Source organism: Streptomyces halobius (genome assembly GCF_023277745.1).
GTDB classification, from domain to species: Bacteria; Actinomycetota; Actinomycetes; order Streptomycetales; family Streptomycetaceae; genus Streptomyces; species Streptomyces halobius.
In genome coordinates this window covers 7,492,423-7,515,165 of record NZ_CP086322.1, presented here as the reverse complement: position 1 = coordinate 7,515,165, position 22,743 = coordinate 7,492,423, and the positions used below count along the sequence as shown (strand labels likewise).

The window sequence follows — 22,743 nt, the reverse complement described above, 5'->3', positions numbered from 1 at the left end:
CCGCCTCCGCGCCTGCGAGCTGCTCAGCGCCCAGGAGCGGTCCTGGACGCAGGCCAGCCAGATCGGGTCGAAGGGCTGCGGCGCCGATATGCGGGTCGCGCCGATCGGGCTCGTGCCGGGGCTGGGCCCGCGCCGGCGCGCCGGCGCCGCACAGCTTCAGGCCGCGCTGACCCACGGGCACCCCACAGCCCTCGCCGCCGCCGACCTGACCGCGTACGCCGTACGGGCCCTGGCCGACGACGCACGCCCGGCCGAGCTGCCCGCCCTGCTGCGTGTGTACGCCCACGCCCACCGCACCATCTACCGGGAGGACTGGCTCGGCACCGCGCTGCGCCGGGCCGCCTGCACCTCCGGTGACTCCGACTCGATCGCCTGCCTGACCGGCGCCCATGAAATAAGCACCCTTTAATCGTCATGATGACATTAAGGGGTGGTGTCGCGGCACCGCAAGGCGTTACAGCTCGACCTCGCGCATCAGCATGCCGACCTCGGTGTTGGTCATCCGGCGCAGCCAGCCGGACTTCTGGTCGCCCAGCGCGATCGGGCCGAAGCTGGTACGGACCAGCCTGTCCACCGGGAAGCCGGCCTCGGCGAGCATCCGGCGGACGATGTGCTTACGGCCCTCGTGGAGGGTCACCTCGACGAGATAGTTCTTGCCGGTGTTCTCCACGATCCGGAAGTGGTCGGCGCGGGCGTAGCCGTCCTCCAGCTCGATGCCGTCCTTGAGCCGCTTGCCCAGGTCACGCGGGAGCGGGCCCTGGATCGCGGCGAGATAGGTCTTCTTCACGCCGTACCGCGGATGCGTCAGACGGTGGGCCAGCTCGCCGTGGTTGGTGAGCAGGATGATGCCCTCGGTCTCGGTGTCCAGCCGGCCGACGTGGAACAGCCGCGTCTCACGGTTGGTGACGTAGTCGCCCAGGCACTGGCGGCCGTCCGGGTCCTCCATCGTGGAGACGACGCCGGCGGGCTTGTTGAGCGCGAAGAAGAGATACGACTGGGTGGCGACCGTCAGGCCGTCGACCTTGATCTCGTCCTTCTCCGGGTCGACCCGGACGCCCTGCTCCATGACGATCCGGCCGTTGACCTCGACGCGTGCCTGCTCGATCAGCTCCTCGCAGGCTCGCCGCGAGCCCATACCGGCCCTGGCCAGCACCTTCTGCAGGCGCTCGCCCTCCTGGTCGCCGAAGGTCTTGGGGCTCTTGACCCGCGGCTTGTCGTGGCGGGCGCGGTTGCGCTCCTCGATCTTGGCGTCCAGCTCACGGGGCCGCGCGGGCGCCTGCCCACGGCCCCGCTGGGGCGCGCCCTTGCCTCCGGGGCGGGCCCCCTTGGCAACGGCACCGGTGCGCGGACCGCCCTTGGCGCCGCCGCGGGCCGCAGCGCCCCGGCTGCCGCTCTTTCCGCCGCCCCCGCGTTCGCCGCCGGCGGATCCGCCCGCATCGTAACGGCGCTCCTCAGGACGGGGCCGGCCGGCGCGCTGCTGCTTCTCGTCCCGCTTTCCCCCTGGGGGTACCTCCCGGCGGTAGCCGGGGGACTTCGACCGGGAAGTGCCCCCACCCGCGCCGGCGCGGTAGTCGCCCCCACCGCGCCCGCCGTCCCTGCTGTTCCTGCCGCTGCTTCGCATCAATGATCCGTCTGAGAGTCGCCGCTGTCGTCTACATCGAACGACGGGATACCTTCCAGCGAGTCGCCCTCGACCGCGTCCGCCTCCGGGAGGAACGGTGCGAGCTCCGGGAGCTCGTCCAGGCCGCGCAGGCCCATCCGCTCCAGAAAGTAATTCGTCGTCCTGTACAGGATCGCACCTGTTTCAGGTTCCGTTCCCGCCTCCTCCACCAGGCCGCGCTGGAGGAGCGTGCGCATCACACCGTCGCAGTTCACGCCGCGGACGGCGGAAACCCGGGAACGGCTGACCGGCTGACGGTACGCGACCACGGCCAGAGTCTCCAATGCGGCCTGGGTGAGCCGGGCCTGCTGGCCGTCCAGGACGAAGCTCTCCACGGCGTCCGCGTACTCGGCGCGGGAGTAGAACCGCCAGCCGCCGGCCACCAGCCGCAGATCGAAACCGCGCCCCTGGCGGGCGTAGTCGTCGGACAGCTCGCGCAGCGCCAGCGCGACCGCCCGGCGGGGCCGCTGCAGCACCTTGGCCAGGTGCTCCTCGGTCGCGGGCTCGTCGACGACCATCAGGACGGCCTCCAGCGCGGGCTTCAGCGCCAGCTCCGCGACGCCGAGCGCCCCGGCGGGGGCATCGGGCGACTCCGGAACGTCCGTGCGCCCCTGGGGAGCGTTCTCCAGCGGGCTCTCGGTGATGTCGTACGCCTCGTCCTCGGCGTACGGCGCAGCGGTGCCGTACGCCTCAGCAGTGCCAGGTGCCTCGGCAGTGCCAGTCGCCTCGGCCATGGCGTACGCCCCGTCGGCCTCGTGCGTGCCGTTCACGTCCGCTCCTCCTCTTGCACCCCGCCCGCCGCCTCGGCGGCGGGCCTGCCCGGTTCCTGGTCGAACTCGTCCGTGACGACCGGCTCGGCGCCCTCCGCGCCCGTCCAGCGGACCGTCAGCGCCCCCAGAGCCTCCTCCTGCTCCAGGATGACCACCCGCTCCCGGTAGAGCTCCAGCAGGGCCAGGAAGCGCGCGACGACGGTGAGCGTGTCCGGCGCGTCCGCCACCAGCTCCTGGAAGCTCGCCTCGCCCGCCTCGCGCAGGCGCGCCATCATCACCTCGGCCTGCTCGCGCACGCTCACCAGCGGCGCGTGGATGTGGTCGACATACACCTGCGGCTTCGCCTTGGGCTGCATCGCCTTCACCGCGAGCTCGGCGAATCCCTCCGCCCCGATGCTGATGACGACCTCGGGCAGCAGCTCGGCGTACTGCGGCTCCAGCCCGACGGTACGGGGGTGGCGCCGTGCCTCGTCCGCCAGCCGCCCACTGAAGATGTCCGCGATGCGTTTGTACGCGCGGTACTGGAGCAGCCGGGCGAAGAGCAGATCGCGGGCCTCCAGGAGCGCGAGGTCCGCCTCGTCCTCCACCTCGGCGGCGGGCAGCAGCCGGGCCGCTTTCAGATCGAGCAGCGTGGCCGCGACGACCAGGAACTCCGTGGTCTGGTCCAGATCCCAGTCCGGTCCCATGGCCCGGATGTGCGCCATGAACTCGTCCGTCACCTTGGACAGCGCGACCTCGGTGACATCCAGCTTGTGCTTGGAGATCAGCTGCAGGAGGAGATCGAAGGGGCCCTCGAAGTTGTCCAGCCTGATGGTGAACTTGCCGTCGTCTGCGGGAGGAGCTTCGGAGGGCTCAGGGGAAGCGGAGGGCGCGGCATCGGCGGGCGGAGTGTCGGCGGGAGGTGCCTCGGCAGCCGGCGCCGCCGACGGCTCGTCCGCGGGGACGTCGGGGGCATCGGGCGCATCGGAGACGCCGGAAGTGGAATCCGGGGCGGGGTCCGGCACGGCGGCCGGGGCGGGGTCCGCGCCCCCCTCCGGCACAGCGCCCCCGCCCGCCTCCGATACGACCTCCGGTGCGGTCTCCGGCACAGCTCCCGGTGCCGCCTCCCGGCCCGCGCCCGGCCCGCGCCCGAGGGGTCGGCGGGCGCGCGGAGCGGGGGCGTCGTCGTGGGTCGTCGGCATCGCGGTCCTGGTGCTGCGGTCCCCGTGCCGGGGGCCACGGGCTGGTCACGGGCGGGTCGGCCCGCCAAAAGGGCAGGCTATCCCGCGGCCCGCCCGGCGTGACGTTCCGGCACCGCGGCAGCCGCCGCAAAAATCCCCGCCGCCCGGCAGACAGCACGACGACGGCGCCCAACGGCGCCGGACCAGCCCCGCCCAGGGCGCAACCGAGGCGTCAGCGTCCCCGCAGCCGCCGTACGAGGATGCTGGCGTCGCCGCGCGACTCCAGGTCGGCGAGGACGACGGCCACCGCTTCGCGGACGATCCGGCCGCGGTCGACGGCGAGACCGTGCTCACCGCGCAGCACCAGCCGCGCGTGTTCGAGGTCCATGAGCTCCTCGGCGGAGACATAGACGGTGATCTTCTCGTCGTGCCGTTCCCGGCCGCTGGGGCGCCGGTTGGCGCCGCGCCCGGTGCCCCGGCGGCGGCTCTGCGGGCCGACCTGAGCGGCCGCCGCGGCAGCCTCCTGCATGGCGGACCCGGACTGGCCCCCCTGGGAGCGGCGGCCCTGCGGGGCCTCCGCGTCCGTCTCCCGGCCGCCGTCCCCGGCCGGGGCGTCGACGGTGTCGCTCTCCGGGCGCCGCTGCCGTGCCGCGGTGGGCGTCTCCGGCGCGTCCGCGGCCGGATCGGATTCGCCGGCCGGGCCGGGCACCCGGGGTGCCTCGCCGTTGGCCGAGGATCCGTTGGCGGTACGGCGGGGCGAGGAGGACTGCAGCCCCATGCCTCCGGTGGTGCGGAACAGTTCGTCGGCTCCGGGCAGACTCACTCGGCGTGACACCGGGCGAGCACCTCCCTGGCGAGCTGACGATAGGCGGCCGCACCCACGGAGTTGGAGGCGTACGTGGTGATCGGCTCGCCCGCGACGGTGGTCTCGGGGAAGCGGACCGTACGGCCGATGACGGTGTGGTAGACGTGATCGTCGAAGGCTTCCACGACCCGCGCCAGGACCTCGCGGCTGTGCACGGTGCGGGAGTCGTACATCGTCGCCAGGATGCCGTCCAGCTCCAGCTCGGGGTTGAGCCGCTCCTGGACCTTCTCGATGGTCTCGGTGAGCAGCGCCACACCGCGCAGCGCGAAGAACTCGCACTCCAGCGGGACGATGACCTTGTGAGCCGCCGTCAGGGCGTTGACGGTCAGCAGGCCGAGCGAGGGCTGGCAGTCGATGACGATGTAGTCGTAGTCGGCGAGCAGCGGCTTGAGGGCGCGCTGCAGGGTCGACTCGCGTGCGACCTCGCTGACCAGCTGCACTTCGGCCGCTGACAAATCGATATTGCTGGGCAGCAGGTCCATGTTGGGGACCGCGGTCTTGAGGAGGACCTCGTCGGCCGACATGCCCCGCTCCATGAGCAGGTTGTAGACCGTCAGATCGAGTTCCATCGGGTTGACGCCGAGTCCGACCGACAGGGCGCCCTGCGGGTCGAAGTCGACGAGCAGCACCCGTCGTCCGTATTCGGCGAGTGCGGCGCCCAGGTTGATGGTCGAGGTGGTCTTGCCGACCCCGCCCTTCTGGTTGCACATCGCGATGATCTTGGCGGGGCCGTGCTCGGACAGCGGTCCCGGGATCGGGAAGTACGGGAGCGGTCGCCCGGTGGGGCCGACGCGTTCGCGGCGCTGGCGCGCGGCGTCCGGCGCGAGCGTGGCCGCGTATTCGGGGTCCGGCTCGTACTCGGCGTCCGGATCGTAGAAGTGCCCCTCGGGCAGGTCGTCGTAGTCGGCGAGACGGGCGGGTTCTCCACTGCCCCGGTCGCCGGCCATGGCGTTCACGTGATGGCCGTCCATGCTTTGGTGGGCTGTCGTGGTCATGCTCTGGTGGGCCGCGAAGGTGTGGACCGCTACGGAGCCGACAGCCTCGCGCCCCGAGGGACCCATGCCCCGTGCAACCGCTCCTGGTTGACCACCTCCGGGAGAAAATGTCGACTCATTCACAAGTCGTCTTACCTCCTTGGATGTGACCAGGAAACTTATCGATAGGTCAGCGTGACACCATGCCGACGGTTGGCGACTCTATGGCGTGTCGGGCGTCCGCAGCAACACAATCCACCGGACCCGGCCCGATGTGTCGGTAACCGAACCCCTCGATGTCAAGGGCGCGAGCGGTATCGGCCCGTTGTTTCGGGGGTGCGCGAATCGGTTAAAGGGTTACGTTCGCGGCGAGTTGAGAGATCGTCGCCCGGAGCCGGGCGTGCGGCGTGTCGCACGCGCGACCGGCCGGGCCCTGTCGGCAGGGCCCGGCCGGTCGCGCGGCATTGACGCGCTCGATTGACGTCAGCCGAGGAGCGTACGGAGTTCGACGGACTCCAGGCCGTGCGCCTCGGCAACGGGGCCGTAGACCACCTTGCCGTCGTGCGTGTTGAGGCCCTTGGCCAGCGCCGGGTCACGGCGCAGCGCCTCCGCCCAGCCACGGTTCGCCAGCTCCACGATGTAGGGCAGCGTGGCGTTGGTGAGCGCGTGGGTGGAGGTGTTGGGGACCGCGCCGGGCATGTTGGCGACGCAGTAGAACACCGAGTTGTGGACCTCGAAGGTCGGCTCGGCGTGGGTGGTCGGACGGGAGTCCTCGAAGCAGCCGCCCTGGTCGATCGCGATGTCGACAAGGACACTGCCGGGCTTCATCTTGGCGACGAGCTCGTTGGTGACCAGCTTGGGGGCCTTGGCGCCGGGGATCAGGACGGCACCGATGACGAGGTCGGCCTCGACGACGGCCTTCTCCAGCTCGTAGGCGTTGGAGACGATCGTCTGCACCTTGGTGCCGAAGATCTTGTCCGCCTCGCGGAGCTTGTTGATGTCCTTGTCGAGCAGGGTGACGTGGAAGCCGAGACCCACGGCGATCTGCACGGCGTTCCAGCCGGAGACACCGCCGCCGATGACGACGGCCCGGCCCGCGGCGACACCGGGGACACCTCCCGGCAGCACCCCACGGCCGCCGGCCTGGCGCATCAGGTGGTATGCGCCGACCTGCGGGGCGATCCGGCCCGCGACCTCGGACATCGGGGCGAGCAGCGGCAGCTGGCGGCCGGCCGTCTCGACGGTCTCGTAGGCGATGGCGGTGGTGCCGGACTCCAGCAGCGCGTCGGTGCACTCGCGGGAGGCCGCGAGGTGCAGGTACGTGAAGAGGGCCTGGTCCTTGCGGAGGCGGTGGTACTCCTCGGCGATCGGCTCCTTGACCTTCAGCAGGAGGTCGGCGGTGTCCCAGACCTCGTCGGCGGTGCCGAGGATGGTGGCACCGGCGGAGACGTACTCCTCGTTCGTGATGGACGAGCCGAGACCGGCGTCCTTCTCGACGAAGACCTGGTGGCCGTGGCGGACGAGTTCGTTGACACCGGCGGGCGTGATGGCCACGCGGAACTCGTTGTTCTTGACCTCGCGGGGGATGCCGACCTTCACGTCGATCACGGTCCTTGAAAGAGAGGTTGCAGGAGGAATTATCCCCTCATGCGATGCATGACGGAACTGACCGCGCCGTACGCGGCCCGCCCAGTCTATTGAAGGACGCCGAGTTGTCTAGCCTTGTAAAGGACCAATTTCTTCGAAGATCACCATCGATTTCGTAGGCTACTCGGGGTGATCCCCAAGAAGACGATCTCCCGACGAGCGGTGCAGCCCCGCCGCTGCCGGGTCCCCGAGCCGCTCGAAGGTGTCCGCGATCCGAAGGTGCAACAGCGCCTCCAGACGTCCGTCGCCCGCGCTCCGGGCGAGGTCGACGGCTTCGAGACAGGTCCGCAGCCCCTCCTCCGGACGGCCCGCGCACTCCTGGGCCCGCGCCAGCTCGCCGGTCGCCCGCGCCTGCCCCGCCGGATCGCCGGCCCGCCGGTACGTCCGCGCCGCCGCCCGCCATTCCTTGAGCGCCTCCTCCCAGCGGCCCGCCCGGCCGTGCACCTCGCCGATCCGGCCGTGCAGCCATGCCGCTTCGGTCGCCTCGCCCCGGGTGAGCCGCAGTTCCAGCGCCCGGCCGTACCAGTCCACGGCCCGCTGCCAGTCGCCCAGTTCGGTGTATGTGGCGCCCAGCGACTCCAGCGCCCGGCCGGTGGCCACCGGGTCCTGCACCGAACGGGCCGCCTCCAGCGCGCCCCGGTAGCGGGTGAGCGCATCCGAGGTGCGTCCGGCCTGGCCGTCGAGGTCGGCGAGGTTGAGCAGCGCGGCGGCCTTCTCGTACGCCAGGCCGCGCCGGCCGGCGACCTCCAGGACCAGTTGGTGCAGCGCGTAGAGGTCGGGCGCGGCCGCCTCCGCGCCCTCGTGCGCGAGCAGTGTCCGGGTCAGCGCGGCCATCAACCGCCGGTCCAGGGTGTCCAGTTCACCGTCCGCGACGGCCATCCGGGCGGCGTCCAGCAGCGCGGTGCGGCGGCTGCGCAGCCAGGCCGCGGCCGCCGCCCTGGAGACGAAGCGGAGCGAGCGCGGCAGCCCGGCGGCCTTCTGGCGCGCGGGCGAATCGGCCGGCTCGCCCATCGCCCGGCAGGACTGGAGCAGCCGTACCGTGCGCTCCAGCATGCGCGCGCGGGCGAGCTGGATATCGGCGGGCCGCTCGTGCTCGTGGAGCAGGGCCCGCGCCATCGGGTCGAGGCAGCCGGGCAGCCGGTACTGCGGGCGCGGCGCGGAGTCGGAGGCGTGTACGCCGCCGAGGGCTGTGCTCTCTGCGTTCTCTTCGTCGACCGGCCGCAGCAGGCCCAGCGCGGCGAACTCGCGCAGTGCCGTGCCGGCCACCACGACCGAACAGCCGGTCAGCGCGGACGCGAGATGCGCGTCCACCAGGCCGCCGGGGGCCAGGGTGAGCAGCCGAAGTATCCGGGCGGCGGGCGCCGGCAGCGACCCGTACGCGAGACGGAACGCCCGGTACAGCGGGCGGGCGCCGGTGGACAGGCCGTCCGGCAGCGGCACCTCGCGCAGCGCGGTGCGCAGATCGGAGACCGAGGACTTGGGGCGGGCCGCGAGCCAGCCGCCGGCCAGCACCAGGGCGGCGGGCTGCCCGCGGCACTCCTCGGCGACCGCCTCCGCGGTCCGCGGGTCGACGGTGATCCTGGTCGGGCCCGCGAGACGGCTCAAGACCTCGACGGAGGCCGCGCTGCCCAGTCCGCCGAGGGCGCACGGCCGGACGTCCGGAATTCCGGTCAGCGGGCCCTGGGAGACCACCACGACCAGGCAGTCGGGGGCATCGGGAAGCAGCGGTTCGACCTGTTCGGCGCCCGGGGCGTCGTCCAGGAAGAGCAGCGCGCGACACCCGGCGAGCGCATCGCGCAGACGCTCCGTCAGCTCGTCCTCGGCGGCACCGGGCGGGGCGTCGACGCCGAGCGTGGTGAGCAGTTCGCGGGCGACGCGGCCGGTGCCGGCCGGTTCGCCGCCCGGCCCGGCGAGCGTGGCCCGCAGCACCCCGTCGGGGTGGTCACCGGCGAGCTCGCGCAGCAGTTCCTCGGCAAGCGCGGTACGGCCCGAGCCGGGGCGGCCGGCGATCAATAGCACACGGCTGCGGGCGCCCTTGCGTCCCGAGAGGGTGTCGAGACCGGCGCGTTCGATGTCCGCGTGCAGCGCCCTGAGCTCGCGGCGGCGGCCGGCGATCCGGGGGTGCGGGGGCGCGGCGGCCGCGGGGACGGCGGTGCCGGCGGGTGCCGGGACGGTGGTTCCGACGGTGGCCCGGCGGGGCCCCGGTGCCCGCAGGTCACCCGCCGCCGGGCCGGCCGGGCCCGCCGCCTCCGGCGGGAGGTGCCCCCCGCCCACCGCCTGATCCGTCACCGGCCACGCTCCCGTCCAGCTGCGCGTACGAGCCCGCCGCGGGCGCGGACGGGAACGTGACCGAGCGTAGTTCACGGCCCGTCACGGCCCGTGCGGAGCGGGGCGGTTGAGTCACCCGATCGGTTCTCCGGATGATCCGACCGGTTCACGCATGAGGTAACCCACGACCGCCAGGCCGTACCACGCGATCTCGGGCGTACGGCCCGCCCGGCCGCCTCAGGACTCGAAGGGACGGGCCGGCCACGGCGCGTCGGCCGGCCGCAGCGCGTCCAGGCCGTCGCCCCCCTGGGCCGCGGTGAGCGCCAGCACTCCCACGACGAGGCAGTTGTTGTGCAGCTCGCCGGCGAGCGCACCACGGACCAGTTCGGCCTGCGGCACCCGCGCCAGCTCCATGTCGGCCTCCTCCTCAAAGACCTCGAACCGCTCCCCCTCGGCCTCGGACAGCTCCCGGGCGAGGAAGATCCGTACCGCCTCGTCGCAGCCGCCGGGCGTCGGGTAGACGTCGGTCAGCACCCGCCAGTCCTCGGCCTTGACGTGTGCCTCCTCGTACAGCTCCCGCTGCGCGGCGTGCAGCGGGTTCTCCCCGGGGACGTCGAGCAGCCCGGCGGGGATCTCCCAGAGCTTGTGGCGTACGGGGTGCCGGTACTGGCGCAGGACGAGGACGCGGCCCTGGTCGTCCAGCGCGAGCACGGCCACCGAGCCCGGGTGGACCTGGTAGTCGCGCGTGACGGTGGAGCCGTCCGGCATCACGACCTGGTCCGTCCGCACGCTGGTCTTGTTGCCCACGAACGGGGTCTCGCTCGCGGTGACCTGCCACTCCTCGGCGGTGTCCTTGATGCCCATGCGCGTCCTTCCGAAAAGCGAGAAACCGGGGTACGGACTGCGAAGCCCGTACCCCGGCCACCGTATCCGCCGAGGGTGACGTCCTACTTACGGGCGCCCGTCTTGCGCGCGACCGCGGCCTTCACCAGGCCCGCGAACAGCGGGTGCGGCCGGGTCGGGCGGGACCGCAGCTCCGGGTGGGCCTGGGTGGCGACCAGGTAGGGGTGCGTCTCGCGCGGGTACTCGACGTACTCGACGAGCTTGTTGTCCGGGGAGGTGCCGGAGAAGACCAGTCCGGCCTTCTTCTCCAGCTCACCGCGGTAGGCGTTGTTGACCTCGTAGCGGTGGCGGTGCCGCTCCTCCACGTAGGGCTGGTCGTCGTAGGTCTCGCGCACGATCGAGCCCTCGGCGAGCTTGGCCGGGTACATACCCAGCCGCATCGTGCCGCCCATATCGCCCTCACCTGCAACGATGTCCATCTGCTCGGCCATCGTGGAGATGACCGGGTGGGACGCCGCCGGGTCGAACTCGGTGGAGTTCGCGCCCTCGATGCCGGCCAGGTTGCGGGCCCCTTCGATGACCACGCACTGCAGGCCGAGGCACAGGCCGAGCAGCGGGAGCTTGTTCTCGCGGGCGTAGGTGATCGCGCCGACCTTGCCGTCCACCCCGCGGTCGCCGAAGCCGCCGGGGATGCAGACGGCGTCGCAGTCCGCGAGCTGCTCGGCGGCCCCGGCCGGGGTCCGGCAGTCGTCGGAGGTGACCCACTTCACCTTCACCCGGGCCTTGTTCGCGAAGCCGCCGGCCCGCAGCGCCTCGGTGACCGAGAGATAGGCGTCCGGCAGGTCGATGTACTTGCCGACCAGCGCGACCTTGACCTCGTGGTCGGGGTTGTGGACCCGGTCCAGCAGGTCCGCCCACTGGGTCCAGTCCACATCGCGGAAGGGCAGGTCCAGCTTCCGGACGACATAGGCGTCCAGGCCCTCGGCGTGCACGACCTTGGGGATGTCGTAGATGGACGGCGCGTCCGGGCACGCGATGACCGCGGCCTCGTCGACGTCGCACATCAGCGAGATCTTGCGCTTGATCGCGGTGGGCACCTCGCGGTCGGCGCGCAGCACGATCGCGTCCGGCTGGATACCGATGTTGCGCAGCGCCGCGACCGAGTGCTGGGTCGGCTTGGTCTTCAGCTCACCGGACGGGCCGATGTACGGGAGCAGCGAGATGTGCACGACGAAGACGTTGTCCCGGCCGACCTCGTGGCGGACCTGGCGGACGGTCTCCAGGAACGGCAGCGACTCGATGTCGCCGACCGTGCCGCCGACCTCGGTGATGACGACATCGACGTCGTCGGTCGCCATCCGCCGGATGCGGTGCTTGATCTCGTTGGTGATGTGCGGGATGACCTGCACGGTGTCGCCGAGGTACTCGCCGCGCCGCTCCTTGGCGATCACGGTGTTGTAGACCTGGCCGGTGGTCACGTTGGCGGAACCGTCCAGGTCGACGTCGAGGAACCGCTCGTAGTGGCCGATGTCCAGGTCGGTCTCGGCGCCGTCGTTGGTGACGAAGACCTCACCGTGCTGGAACGGGTTCATCGTTCCGGGGTCGACGTTGAGGTACGGGTCGAGCTTCTGCATCGTGACCCGCAGGCCGCGCGCCTTCAGGAGCGCACCCAGGCTGGAGGCGGTGAGCCCCTTGCCGAGCGAGGAGGCGACGCCCCCGGTGACGAAGAGGTGCTTGGTCGTCGTGCCTGCGTTATTTCGAAAGGCAGTGGGCGGCATGGCCAAGAGGGGGCTCCCGTGGTCGCGTGGTGGAGAGGTGCGAAGCGGCGCCGGCCTGGGTTTCAGGGGGTGCGTTCGCTGCGGTTCGGGGGTGCCGTGACATCTGCCGTGACATCTGGGGGTCCCACCGGTCCACGGGGTACCAGGCTATCAGCGACCGGGCACGGTCGCGTCCGGCCACACCCCTGCCCTTGCGCATGGCCTCTCCGCGACCGGCCCACCCAATCGGACCACCCCACTCCTCGCGAGCGGCGCGCGGATCACCCGCGTGCGTCGTATCCTGCTCGGACACTCGCAACGAGCCGTCCGGGAAGGCACCACCCCCGCCCGATTTCCGGTCCCGCTGCTCGGCGACGTTTCATGGGCAGGACGGACAGCTAACACGTCCCATGGGGGGCGTCACTCCAGTTCGACGGGAGAGGCACGTGGCCGGGCGCATTGAGGACTACGCACTCATCGGCGATATGCAGACCGCCGCTCTAGTGTGCCGGGACGGCACGGTCGACTGGCTGTGTCTGCCGCGCTTCGACTCACCGGCGGTCTTCGCGGGCCTCCTGGGCACCGAGGAGCACGGCTTCTGGCGGATGGGGCCCGCGAGCGCCCCCGGGAGCCGTCCGGCGCCGGCCGACCGCCGCCGCTACCGAGGCGATTCCCTCGTCCTCGAATCCGAGTGGGACACCCCGCGCGGCACCGTACGGATCATCGACTTCATGCCGCCGCGTGACGGCGCCCCTCAGGTGATCCGGATCGTGGAAGGCGTCAGCGGGCGCGTCCCGATGTGCTCGGAGCTGCGGATGCGGTTCTCGTACGGCTGGGTCGTCCCCTGGGTCCACAAGGTGGACCACCGCACGGTCGCGGTCGCGGGCCCGGACTCGGTGTGGCTGGACACCTCCGCGGAGACCTACGGCAAGGATCTGACGACGTACTCCGACTTCACGGTCTCGCCCGGCGAGCGGATCGCGTTCACGATCAGCTGGCAGCCCTCCCACCACCAGCCGCCGGCGCTGGCGGAACCGGAGGCGTCACTGGAGGCCACCGAGGACTTCTGGCGCGACTGGGTCGAGCACTGCACGTACCACGGTCCGTACCGCGACGCGGTGGTGCGCTCACTGATCACCCTCAAGGCGCTGACGTACGCGCCGACCGGCGGGATCGTGGCGGCGCCGACGACCTCCCTGCCGGAGTGCATCGGCGGCGTCCGCAACTGGGACTACCGCTTCACCTGGCTCCGCGACGCGGCGATCACCCTGTCCTCCCTGCTGCGCACCGGCTACCGGGAAGAGGCGCGGGCCTGGCGCGAGTGGCTGCTGCGGGCGGTGGCCGGCGATCCGGAGAACCTGCAGATCATGTACGGCATCGCCGGGGAGCGGGAACTGGGCGAGAACGAGCTCAACTGGCTTCCGGGGTACGAGAGTTCGCAGCCCGTACGGGTCGGCAACGGCGCCGCGGGCCAGCTCCAGCTGGACGTCTACGGCGAGGTCACCGAGGCGCTGCACCTGGCGCACATGACGGGGCTGGCCCGTAACGACTACGCCTCCGTGCTGCAGCTGAAGCTGATCCGCTGGGTGGAGAAGCACTGGGACGAGCCGGACGAGGGGATCTGGGAGGTCCGCGGCCCGCGCCGGCACTTCGTCCACTCCAAGGTCATGACCTGGGTCGCCGTCGACCGCACCGTCAAGCTGATCGAGTCCGGGGACGTCGACGGCCCGCTGGAGCGCTGGAAGGACCTGCGCGAGACCATCCACCGGGACGTCTGCGAGAAGGGGTACGACAAGGAGCGCAACACCTTCACCCAGTCGTACGGCTCACAGGAGCTGGACGCCTCGCTGCTGTTGATCCCGCAGATGGGCTTTCTGCCGCCGGACGACAAGCGCGTCATCGGCACCATCGAGGCGATCCAGCGGGAGCTGGGCACCGAGGACGGTTTCGTGCTGCGCTACCCGACGTCCGGCGAAGGGCTCGGGGTGGACGGCCTCGAAGGCGACGAAGGGGCCTTTCTGGCCTGCTCGTTCTGGCTCGCCGACGACCTCGCGATGATCGGCCGGGTGGAGGAGGCCCGCAAGCTCTTCGAGAAGCTGCTCTCGCTCCGCAACGACCTCGGGCTGCTGGCGGAGGAGTGGGATCCCCGGCTCAAGCGGCAGGTGGGGAACTTCCCGCAGGCGTTCAGCCACGTTCCGCTGATCGACACGGCCCTGCGGCTGACCGCGAGCGGGGCCTACGGGGGCGGCTAGCTGTGGGATCCCAGATCCCGTGTCCTTTTCCCACCGGCGGTGTCCACCGCGTGGCCAATAGGACAGGGGGATGGGATTCATGCCCCGTGAGCGAGTAGTTCCCCTCTTTGTGTACAGGACCACCCCGGTCGTCGTCTGCGTACGTGACTGGGGCAGGACCCCGGCGTTCGGCGGCCGACGGGGCCGCCTCGGGAAACGCGGGGTTAGTGGTCCGATGGATACAGCGGTGGCCGCGCCGGTACGGCTGAGTGTCCGGCGTGGTGACGAGGCGGTGGCGGAGGACCTGGAGTGGTCGTCGGTGCCGCTCGGGCTGCTGCGGGAGGCTCGCCCGTGGCGGACGTTCCGCTGGCACAAGGGGCAGCAGCACTACTCGGGCACGTACTGGTCAGCGACCGTGGGCGATCACGTGATCTACGAGTCTCGGCTGGAGCTGGGGCGGCTGTTGTTCGCCGACTTCGCTCCGGAGGTGCGGCACATCGTCGCCCAGCCGTTCCTGCTCAAGACCGATATCGATGGCAAGGTCCGTAAGCACATCCCGGACTATCTGCTGCTGACGGACGACGGTCCGGTGGTTGTGGACGTCAAGCCGCGCCACCGGCTTGAGAAGCCAGAAGTCGCCTTCACCTTCGCCTGGACGCGAGAGGCGGTCACGTCGCGCGGGTGGCGGTACGAGGTGTGGAGCGAACCAGATTCGCACGTGCTGGAAAACATCCGGTTCCTGGCCGGCTACCGCCGCGCCTGGCTATTCGAACCTGACCTGGTGGCTGCGCTGCGGGCCACGGAGCTGGGCGGCATGTCGCTGGGAGATGCCTTCCGGCTGCTGCCGGAGTGTCCCCGGCCGCTGGTGAAGTCGGCGGTGCTGCACCTGCTGTGGTCCGGGCATGTGACGACCGCGTTGGACCGGCCGCTGAGTGCGAGGCACGTGCTGCGGAGGGCCGCATGAGCGGGGCGGGGACGAAGCTGGGGGTTGGGACGCATTTCCGGCTGGACGGCGAGACGGTCGAGGTCGTGGAGTTCGCCAGCCTGGCCACGGGCATGGAGGTCGTCCTCAAGGACGGACGCGACCGGCTGGCCCGGATGTCGCTGCGTGAGTTGCTGACCTCCGACCGCGCCGAGCTGATCCACGACAGGTCGGGCCCGTCGTCCGCCGATGACGAGGATGTCGCGGCCGTGGTGCTGAACCGGCTGACCAAAGAGGAGGAAAAGGAGGTCCTGGAGCGGGCCGAGCATGTCCGGGAGTTGCTGACGGGCTACCGCTCGGGCAGCGAGGACCTCCCACGACCGGATGAGCCGCGCCCTCAGTACGCCCCTGGCCTGCCTATGCAGGCCAGGTGTGAGGCCAAGGCGGCGGAACTGGGGGTCACCTCGCGGACGGTGCGCCGGTGGGCACGGGCCTTCCGGGAGCTGGGCGAGGCCGGTCTGGTGCCGAAGACCGCGCAGGTGGACGGCGGGCTGGGCAACGCCGATCCGCGCTGGGTCGAGGCCGCAGAGGAGGTGCTGAGGGAGTACGAGGAGGAGTCGCGGCCCTCAGTGAAGTTGGTGCTGGAAGAGGTCGAGGCCCGCGTCAGGACAAGGTTCAAGCTGGTCAAGGTACCCGTGCCGCCTCGGACGACGGCGTATCGGTGGATGCAGGAGCTGGAGCGGCGCCATCCGACGTTCCGGCTGAGTACCAAGCGCAACCGGGATATCGCCGACCGCCCGAGGGGGGTCTACGGGAAGCTGCGGCCCACGCGGCCGGGCGAGTACGTGCTGATGGACACCACGCGGCTGGATGTGTTCGCGCTCGACCCGGTGACGCTGCGGTGGATGCAGGCGGAGTTGACCGTCGCGATGGACTGGTACACCCGCTGCATCATCGGTCTGCGGGTGACTCCGGTGTCGACGAAGGCGATCGACGCGGCGGCCGTTCTCTATCAGGCTTACCGTCCCCAGCCGGTTCCGGAGAGCTGCCCGAGGGAAGCGGCTTGGCCCGAGCACGGCATTCCGCGCGGTGTGCTGGTGGAGGCCGAGGCCGTCCACGGGCCCGTCACCGGGGTCTGGGGCCCGAAGGTGGCTCCGGATACATTGATCGTCGACCACGGCAAGATCTACCTGTCAGCGCATCTGACCAGCGTCTGCCGACGGATGGGGATCTCGGTGCAGCCGGCGAGGCTGCGCACGGGCCGGGACAAGGGGCCGGTGGAGCGCTATTTCCGCACTCTGCGGGAAGACCTGCTGCAGCGGCTGCCCGGCTACAAGGGACCCGACATCCACTCGCGCGGCCTGAACCCGGAGAAGGACGCCTTCTTTTTCCACCACGAGTTGGAGGCGATCATCCGCGAGTGGACCGCGGTGACGTATCACCGCAGGCCACACGCGGGGCTGCTCGACCCGTACTTGCCGAAGGTGGAGTTGTCTCCTGCGGCGATGTTCGAGCATGGTCTCGCGCGGGCGGGCTACATCGAGGTGCCCCGTGACCCGCACCTGGCCTACGAGTTCCTCGACGTCACGATGCGCACCGTCCAGCACTACGGCGTCGAGATCAACGGCCGCCGCTACAACGGCGGCTGCCTCGACGGACTGCGGGATATGGCCGGCTCCGACATCGACCTGGACAAACGGCGGCTGCCGTTCTTCGCAGACCCTGACGACGTCACCCGGATCCACTTCCGGGACCACGAGCGCGTCTGGCACACCCTTCAGTGGGAGCACGCGCCCAGCCTGGCCATGCCGCTGAGTGAGGAAGCGCTGCAGTTCGCCCGGCGCCTTGCGGCGAAGGAATACACCTATCCCGACGACCGGCTCGCCATCGCCCTGCTGCTGAAGCGGTGGAACCTGGGCCTGGGCACGTCCCTGGTCGAACGGCGGATGGCCCTGCGGCTCTCTCGCGAACAGGTCGCCCTGGATCTTCCCGAGCAGCCAGCCGACGATGTCAGTTCACTGCCGTCGGTCGCACGCGTGCTGTCCCTTCCCAAGCAGCCGACGCCGCCGGCGATCGAGGCCGTCCAGGACCAGGAGCCAGAGTCGGGCGATGACGACACCGACGGCCTGGAGGAGCTGGAAGAGGAACTCGACTACTACGCCACCGCCTTGAAGGACATCGATGACGATGAGTAAGCCGGCCCGCGCCCAGGCCGAGGAAGCCGATCTGCGCTCCCGGCTGGATCACCTCACGCTGTCCCGCAAGGAGGGCTTTGGCCGACTGGCAGACGCCCCGCGCCGACAGCGTCCGGATTCCCTGTCCCGCCGCCAGTTGAAGAAGTTGGGCGAGGAGACTCTTGCTGAATACAACCGCAACCGCCGCAAATGGCATGCGAATCTTGGCCCGCTGGGGACCCCCCAAATGAGAGCCCTGCACGAAGACCTCTGGGACATCTTCGACAGCAACGATCAGGACAGCGACAAAGTCAAGGGCGGCATCGCCCTGGACGCCTTTCCCGGATTGGGCAAGACCACGGCAGTACTCGCCTTCGCCAGAAAGGTCCACCGCCGCATCATCCAGGAAGAAGGGAAGTACACAGACGAGGGGCATGAGCGGTGGCCTGTCTGCCGAGTCGGGCTGACCAGCAACACGGGAATGCGCGACTTCAACCGGTCCATCCTGGAGTACTACGGGCACCCCGGCCGTTTCCGGGGAACCGCCGCCGAGTTCGGATACCGCGCCCTCGATTCGGTTTTGTCAGCAGAGACGAATCTCTTGATCGTGGACGATCTGCACTTCCTGAAGTGGCGGAACAAGAACGGGATCGAGGTCAGCAACCACTTCAAGTACATCGCCAACGAGTTCCCGGTCACCTTGCTGATGATCGGTGTCGGCCTGGAAAAACAGGGCCTGTTCAGTGAAGGCTCGAGTTACGAGGACGCGGTCCTCGCCCAGACCGGACGCCGCACAACCCGCCTCAACATGGACCCGTTCACCATCTCCTCGGATGAGGGACGCACCCACTGGCGCGACACCCTCCTCGCGATCGAGGAACGCGTCGTCCTCGCAGACAAGTACCCCGGAATGATCGCGGACGAGCTGTCCGACTACCTCTTCGCCCGCAGCACCGGGCACATCGGCTCACTCATGACACTGATCAACCGCGGCTGTCAGAGAGCCGTACGCACCGGTGTCGAACGCCTGGACAAGAAGCTGCTGGACCAAGTGAAGAACGACGCCGCATCCGAGCAAGCTCGCCAGGAACTCCAGCAGGCTCTCAACTCCGGCCGGCTGGTCAGCCAGCCGGGGAAGAAGGCGGCATGAGCGGACCGCGCACCCTAGCGATCCGCGTCCTCCCACAGCCCAGGGAAAGCCTCGACAGCTGGCTGGAGGCACTCGCCCGACGCTCCTGGACCTCGATCTCGGCACTGCTGGACGCCCTGGGCCTGCCCGAACTGACGGCCCGGGAACGAACGAGCCGTCTGCTCACCTCCCTGCCCGAGGGAGCACTGCGGCAGCTGGAACAGCAGGTGTCGCTGCCTGACCGTCATCTTGACGATGCCGTCCTGCCCACCGAGATCTTCGGCCGCCGGGCCCCCGGCTGGCGCTTCTGCCCGCAGTGCCTGCACGAGGCTGAGGGCCGCTGGCCGACGCTCTGGTGGCTGCCGTGGGCTTTCGCCTGCACCAAGCACCACGCCCTCCTCCACCGCGTCTGCCCGAGCTGTGGTCGCGAACCGCGCTACTTCCTGCCCAGGGCAGTGCACCAGCATCCGCCGGGACACTGCATGCGACGGACCGGCGGGAGAAACGTCTGCGGCGCCGACCTGGGCAGCGCGCCGCAACTCAGCCTCGGTCACAGCCATCCGATCGTCCAGACCCAAACCGAGATCAACGGCATCACTCTCCATCCATTCACCTCCACTGACGCCGTCTTCGTCGAGGTGGACCGCCTGCTGTCCGAGCTCGACGGCTCCCTGCGACCGTCCGGCCTGCAGACGATGAGCACCGCCTGCCGTTCCGCCTGGGAATCCGCATTCACGGACGCCACCAACTCACGGTCGTCGCTGGGCCGCTGGCGCTTCCACGAACGCCGTGCCCGCATCCTGACGCCCGAGTTCCTGCAGCACGAGTACACCGAGGGCGGAAAAAACCTCACCACGATCTCCAGAGAACTCGGACTGCCCGTCGTGCACGTGATCCGCCAAGCCAAGAACCTCGGCGTCCACATTTTCCGAGGCCCTCGCCCACCGGCCTTCAACGACGACTGGCTCCGTGAGCAATACGTCACACACAAACGGACCGGCCCTGACATCGCCCAGGAATTCGGAACCCACACCAAGGCCGTCCACCGCCGACTCGAACAGCTCGGCATCGCACGCCGGGCCTCAGGCCACTGCAGTGCTGCCCTCATCAAGAAGCTCGATACATCAATCCCGCCCGACATCCGAGCAGCAGCGGAAGAAACACTTCACGGCTGGCGCCGCCTACGCCGTTTCCAGATCAGCATATTCTTCCCCACGCTCACCACCAGCGCCGACTACCTCGGCCTCCAGCCGGGCACCCTCACCATGCAGCTCGACCAGCTGGAATGCGCTGTCGGAGCCGAACTTTTCCGCCGCTCGGTCCGTCACACGCCACAGAGCCCGACCAAACGAGGAGCCCGTCTCCTGCGTGATCTCGACCGCGATGACGTTCAGGAACTCATACACGCAGCGCTCGGATCGAAGATCGAGAAAATCCCCGACGAAGAAGCGATCAGTTCCGCAATCAGCACGGCCGACGGTGAACGCGGCGCACTGATCGACCTTCATCCCCGCTCCCAGCATGGCGGCCGACTCCACATCCCTCCGCTCATGCTGCCGCTCCTGAGGCACCTCTTCACTCGCAGAGATCAGGAGAACTGCATGGCGCAGATCCACGCCACTACTGGGATGCCGACGACCACGATCTTCAAACAGCTCAAACGTCTCGAAGAGGCCGGCTGGCTCACCAGCCGACGCGAAACCCCGGCCGAACGGCCAAACGGCGGCCGGGGCCGCACCTACTACTCGCTGACCCCACTAGCGCAACGCCTCCAACCGTCTCTCACGCAGCTCACGGAGACCAAATGAGCAGGACAGTCCGGAGGAAAAGGACACGATCATGGAACGGAACCGTGGACATACCACTGGGACATGCGGCGGAACCCACAGGTCACATCACGGCCGGTGGCCAGCAGCGACGGGAACCTACACTAGCCGTGTGGGATCCCGTTCCCCGTGTCGGACTCCGCGTGGAGATGTCGTAGCCGTGTCGGATGCGACATGAAGGCGGGATTCATGCCTCCAACCCCAGCAGTGGACGGGAGGTTCACGGCGACCGGCAGCGAGCGCGCCATGGCTCAACTCCTGCATGCCGCACCGGACTTGGATGCCGTCTTCGTATGCTCCGACCTGATGGCGAACGGTGCGCTGCGTACGCTGCGGGCCCGGGGGCGGCGGGTGCCGGACGATGTGGCGGTGGTCGGCTACGACGATCTGGAACCCGCGGCATGGGCGGATCCGCCGCTCACCACGGTGCGGCAGGACGTGGAGGAGATGGGGCGGCTGATGGCCCGGTTGCTGCTGCGGCGGCTGAGGGGCGCGGCCCCGGCCGACCTCGCACCGATGATCACGGAGGCGCGGCTGGTGGTGCGGGAGTCGGGGTGAGGGGTGCCGGGGGAAGGGGGTGCCGGGGGAAGGGGGATGTCGGGGCGTCGGCGGTGCTGGCAGGCCGGGAGCTACGGGTCCCTCGCACCGGCCGTCCGTCGGCGGCCCGTGCCCGGCCCTTCGCCCCGGCCCCGGTATGCGGACCACGCCGCTCCGCATACCGGGCTGCGGGTACCGTTCCACGCCATGGGGCCGGAAGCGAAGATCGAAGCCGAGATCACGGTACGCAGGGCGCTGGAGCTGCCCGCGCTGCGGCGCGGCCTGCCGGAGGTGCTGACCGGTGAAGACCGGCTGGACCGCCCGGTGCGCTGGGTGCACGCCGGCGAGGTGCCGCATATCGCCTCGCTGCTCCAGGGCGGCGAGCTGCTGCTGACCACCGGCCTGGGGCTGGGCGCCCGGCCGTCCGAGCAGCGCGCGTTCATCCGTAAGCTCGCGGACCGCGAGATCGCCGCGCTCGTCGTGGAGCTCGGCTCCCGTTTCGCGGCACTGCCCCCGGCACTGGTCGAAGCCGCGCGGGACAGCGGCCTTCCCCTGATCCAGCTGCACCGCGAGGTCCCCTACGTCACAGTCACCGAGGCGATCCACACCGAGATCATCAACAGCCACTACACGCTGCTCCGACGGGCCGACGAGATGCTGCGGCGCTGTACGGACGTTCTGCTGCGCGGCGGTGGCGCGCCCGAGGTGCTCCGGCTGCTGGCCGTCTTCACGGGCAACCCGCTGTGCCTGGAGGCCCCCGACGGCAGCCCGCTCTACGCCGCGGGCCCGGAGGGCGACGACAGCGGCGGGCCCGCGGACGCCGACCCCCTGCTGGCCTGGGAGAGCCTGCGCGACACCGGCGTACGCGTCGACGTCCCCGGATGGGGGTCCCCTCGCTCGAGCGGGGCCGAGAGTGGGGGAGGCCACGGCCCCGACGCCGTCCGCGCCCGACTGGTCCTGCTGCCCGTCAACGCCCCCGTGGCGCCGCTCCACCGGATCGCCGCCGAGCGAGCCGCCGACCTGCTGGCCGTCGTCATGCTGCAGTCCCGCCAGGAGGAGGAGCTCGCCGCGCGCGGCCGTGGCGACTTCCTCGCCGACCTGGCCGAAGGCCGGATCTCCGCGGCCGAAGCCCCCGCCCAGGCCCGGCTCCTGGGCTTCCGCCCCGGTGCCGGACCCGTGCTCCCGGTGGTCATGCGGCTGCCCGCCGGCCTCCCCTCCCCCGGCAGTTGGGCCCTCCTCGCCCAGACCCTGCGCGAGGAACTCGCCGCCCCGGGAGTGCCCGTCCTGCTCGGCGTACGGCCCGTGGAGGGCCGGGTCCCGATGCTCGTGGCGCTGCGCACGGGCCGGCACCGTGACGCACTCGCCGACCGGATCGCCGAGGCGCTGCGCGCCGGAGTCGTCCGCGCCGGACTCGACCACCCGTCCGCCCACCGCCCGGTGGTCGTCGTCGGCACGGCGGGCGACTGGGCCGCGGCGGGCCCCGGTCTGCGGCATGCGGCACAGGCGGCGGCCGCGGCCCAGGGGCTGCCCGAACAGCCCTGGTACGACGCGCGTCGGCTGGACATCGAGCTGTTGCTGTGGCGCATGCGCGAACACGGCGAACAGGACGTCCTCACGGACTTCGTGGAGCGCGCCATCGGTCCGCTGCTCGCTCATGACCGCGGCGCCCGCCAGCCGCTCCTGCCGACGCTGGAGGCGTATCTGGCGAGCGCGGGCCGCAAGGCCGAGACCGCCCGCGATCTGAACGTGAACCGGCAGACGCTGTACGACCGCCTGGCGCGCATCGCCCAGCTGCTGGCCACGGATCTGGACGACCCGCAGACGGTGCTGGGGCTGCGGCTGGCCTTGCGCGCCCGGCGGCATACGGAGGGGGCGTAGCGGGGGCGGCCGCTGCGGGCCGCGGTCATGGGGAACGTGGCTGCGGCGGCATCCAGTCATGGGCGAAGGCGCCCGGTTGCGGATGGCCGGGGCCAAGCCGTC

Annotated in this window: 15 protein-coding genes and 2 pseudogenes; 8 read left to right on the top strand and 9 right to left on the bottom strand. The window is 70.5% G+C overall.

Annotated elements, in window-relative coordinates; genetic code table 11:
* Window positions 1-4 precede the first annotated feature (4 nt).
* Window positions 5-388 (top strand): annotated as a pseudogene (locus K9S39_RS34060) (ADP-ribosylglycohydrolase family protein); the annotation flags it as partial.
* Window positions 389-454: 66 nt separating this feature from the next.
* Here the strand turns inward: K9S39_RS34060 and K9S39_RS34055 are convergent.
* The 9 genes from K9S39_RS34055 to K9S39_RS34015 form a co-directional block, all read right to left on the bottom strand.
* On the bottom strand, window positions 455-1,621 hold the full coding sequence (locus K9S39_RS34055) for a pseudouridine synthase (RefSeq protein WP_248867157.1): 1,167 nt from the start codon (window positions 1,619-1,621) through the stop codon (window positions 455-457).
* On the bottom strand, window positions 1,621-2,430 hold the full coding sequence (scpB, locus tag K9S39_RS34050) for an SMC-Scp complex subunit ScpB (RefSeq protein WP_406708064.1): 810 nt from the start codon (window positions 2,428-2,430) through the stop codon (window positions 1,621-1,623). Before scpB ends, K9S39_RS34055 begins: the two co-directional genes overlap by 1 nt.
* The gene (locus K9S39_RS34045; protein WP_248867156.1) at window positions 2,427-3,611 is read right to left on the bottom strand and encodes a segregation and condensation protein A; all 1,185 of its coding nucleotides are present in this window, start codon (window positions 3,609-3,611) and stop codon (window positions 2,427-2,429) included. The genes scpB and K9S39_RS34045 overlap by 4 nt, the downstream gene beginning before the upstream one ends.
* 211 nt (window positions 3,612-3,822) lie before the next feature.
* Window positions 3,823-4,413, bottom strand: a complete 591-nt coding sequence (locus K9S39_RS34040) for a hypothetical protein (RefSeq protein WP_248869086.1) — start codon at window positions 4,411-4,413, stop codon at window positions 3,823-3,825.
* Window positions 4,410-5,426, bottom strand: a complete 1,017-nt coding sequence (locus tag K9S39_RS34035; RefSeq protein WP_393494890.1) for a ParA family protein — start codon at window positions 5,424-5,426, stop codon at window positions 4,410-4,412. The genes K9S39_RS34040 and K9S39_RS34035 overlap by 4 nt, the downstream gene beginning before the upstream one ends.
* A gap of 486 nt (window positions 5,427-5,912) precedes the next feature.
* Window positions 5,913-7,028, bottom strand: coding sequence for an alanine dehydrogenase (gene ald, locus K9S39_RS34030; RefSeq protein WP_248869085.1), 1,116 nt, complete (start codon window positions 7,026-7,028; stop codon window positions 5,913-5,915).
* A gap of 168 nt (window positions 7,029-7,196) precedes the next feature.
* On the bottom strand, window positions 7,197-9,365 hold the full coding sequence (locus K9S39_RS34025) for a tetratricopeptide repeat protein (protein ID WP_248867154.1): 2,169 nt from the start codon (window positions 9,363-9,365) through the stop codon (window positions 7,197-7,199).
* Window positions 9,366-9,581: 216 nt separating this feature from the next.
* On the bottom strand, window positions 9,582-10,208 hold the full coding sequence (locus K9S39_RS34020) for an NUDIX domain-containing protein (protein ID WP_248867153.1): 627 nt from the start codon (window positions 10,206-10,208) through the stop codon (window positions 9,582-9,584).
* An 83-nt stretch (window positions 10,209-10,291) separates the two neighbouring features.
* Window positions 10,292-11,965, bottom strand: coding sequence for a CTP synthase (locus tag K9S39_RS34015; RefSeq protein ID WP_248867152.1), 1,674 nt, complete (start codon window positions 11,963-11,965; stop codon window positions 10,292-10,294).
* Between the two features lie 389 nt (window positions 11,966-12,354).
* On the opposite strand from K9S39_RS34015, the gene K9S39_RS34010 reads away from it, so the two are divergent.
* The 7 genes and pseudogenes from K9S39_RS34010 (at window position 12,355) to K9S39_RS33980 (ending at window position 22,641) form a co-directional block, all read left to right on the top strand.
* Complete coding sequence (locus K9S39_RS34010; protein WP_248867151.1) at window positions 12,355-14,196, top strand: glycoside hydrolase family 15 protein; 1,842 nt, start codon at window positions 12,355-12,357, stop codon at window positions 14,194-14,196.
* 214 nt (window positions 14,197-14,410) lie between these two features.
* The gene (locus K9S39_RS34005; protein ID WP_248867150.1) at window positions 14,411-15,139 is read left to right on the top strand and encodes a TnsA-like heteromeric transposase endonuclease subunit; all 729 of its coding nucleotides are present in this window, start codon (window positions 14,411-14,413) and stop codon (window positions 15,137-15,139) included.
* The gene (locus tag K9S39_RS34000) at window positions 15,136-17,292 is read left to right on the top strand and encodes a helix-turn-helix domain-containing protein (protein WP_248867149.1); all 2,157 of its coding nucleotides are present in this window, start codon (window positions 15,136-15,138) and stop codon (window positions 17,290-17,292) included. Before K9S39_RS34005 ends, K9S39_RS34000 begins: the two co-directional genes overlap by 4 nt.
* A complete protein-coding gene (locus K9S39_RS33995; protein ID WP_248867148.1) occupies window positions 17,285-18,421 on the top strand; it encodes an ATP-binding protein in 1,137 nt (378 codons plus the stop codon). Before K9S39_RS34000 ends, K9S39_RS33995 begins: the two co-directional genes overlap by 8 nt.
* Window positions 18,418-20,208: a TniQ family protein gene (locus K9S39_RS33990; protein WP_248867147.1), complete on the top strand. Its 1,791-nt coding sequence runs from the start codon at window positions 18,418-18,420 to the stop codon at window positions 20,206-20,208. The genes K9S39_RS33995 and K9S39_RS33990 overlap by 4 nt, the downstream gene beginning before the upstream one ends.
* A 228-nt stretch (window positions 20,209-20,436) precedes the next feature.
* Window positions 20,437-20,784 (top strand): annotated as a pseudogene (locus K9S39_RS33985) (substrate-binding domain-containing protein); the annotation flags it as partial.
* A gap of 186 nt (window positions 20,785-20,970) precedes the next feature.
* Window positions 20,971-22,641 (top strand): PucR family transcriptional regulator, encoded by a 1,671-nt coding sequence (locus K9S39_RS33980; protein WP_248867146.1) that lies wholly within the window; start codon window positions 20,971-20,973, stop codon window positions 22,639-22,641.
* Window positions 22,642-22,743: the final 102 nt, after the last annotated feature.

Coding starts and splice junctions, on each gene's coding strand:
- K9S39_RS34055 (WP_248867157.1), bottom strand. CDS start 1,621: ATGCGAAGCAGCGGCAGGAACAGCAGGGACGGCGGGCGCGGTGGGGGC.
- K9S39_RS34045 (WP_248867156.1), bottom strand. CDS start 3,611: ATGCCGACGACCCACGACGACGCCCCCGCTCCGCGCGCCCGCCGACCC.
- K9S39_RS34035 (WP_393494890.1), bottom strand. CDS start 5,426: ATGGACGGCCATCACGTGAACGCCATGGCCGGCGACCGGGGCAGTGGA.
- K9S39_RS34020 (WP_248867153.1), bottom strand. CDS start 10,208: ATGGGCATCAAGGACACCGCCGAGGAGTGGCAGGTCACCGCGAGCGAG.
- K9S39_RS34015 (WP_248867152.1), bottom strand. CDS start 11,965: ATGCCGCCCACTGCCTTTCGAAATAACGCAGGCACGACGACCAAGCAC.
- K9S39_RS34010 (WP_248867151.1), top strand. CDS start 12,355: ATGGGGGGCGTCACTCCAGTTCGACGGGAGAGGCACGTGGCCGGGCGC.
- K9S39_RS34005 (WP_248867150.1), top strand. CDS start 14,411: ATGGATACAGCGGTGGCCGCGCCGGTACGGCTGAGTGTCCGGCGTGGT.
- K9S39_RS34000 (WP_248867149.1), top strand. CDS start 15,136: ATGAGCGGGGCGGGGACGAAGCTGGGGGTTGGGACGCATTTCCGGCTG.
- K9S39_RS33995 (WP_248867148.1), top strand. CDS start 17,285: ATGAGTAAGCCGGCCCGCGCCCAGGCCGAGGAAGCCGATCTGCGCTCC.
- K9S39_RS33990 (WP_248867147.1), top strand. CDS start 18,418: ATGAGCGGACCGCGCACCCTAGCGATCCGCGTCCTCCCACAGCCCAGG.
- K9S39_RS33980 (WP_248867146.1), top strand. CDS start 20,971: ATGGGGCCGGAAGCGAAGATCGAAGCCGAGATCACGGTACGCAGGGCG.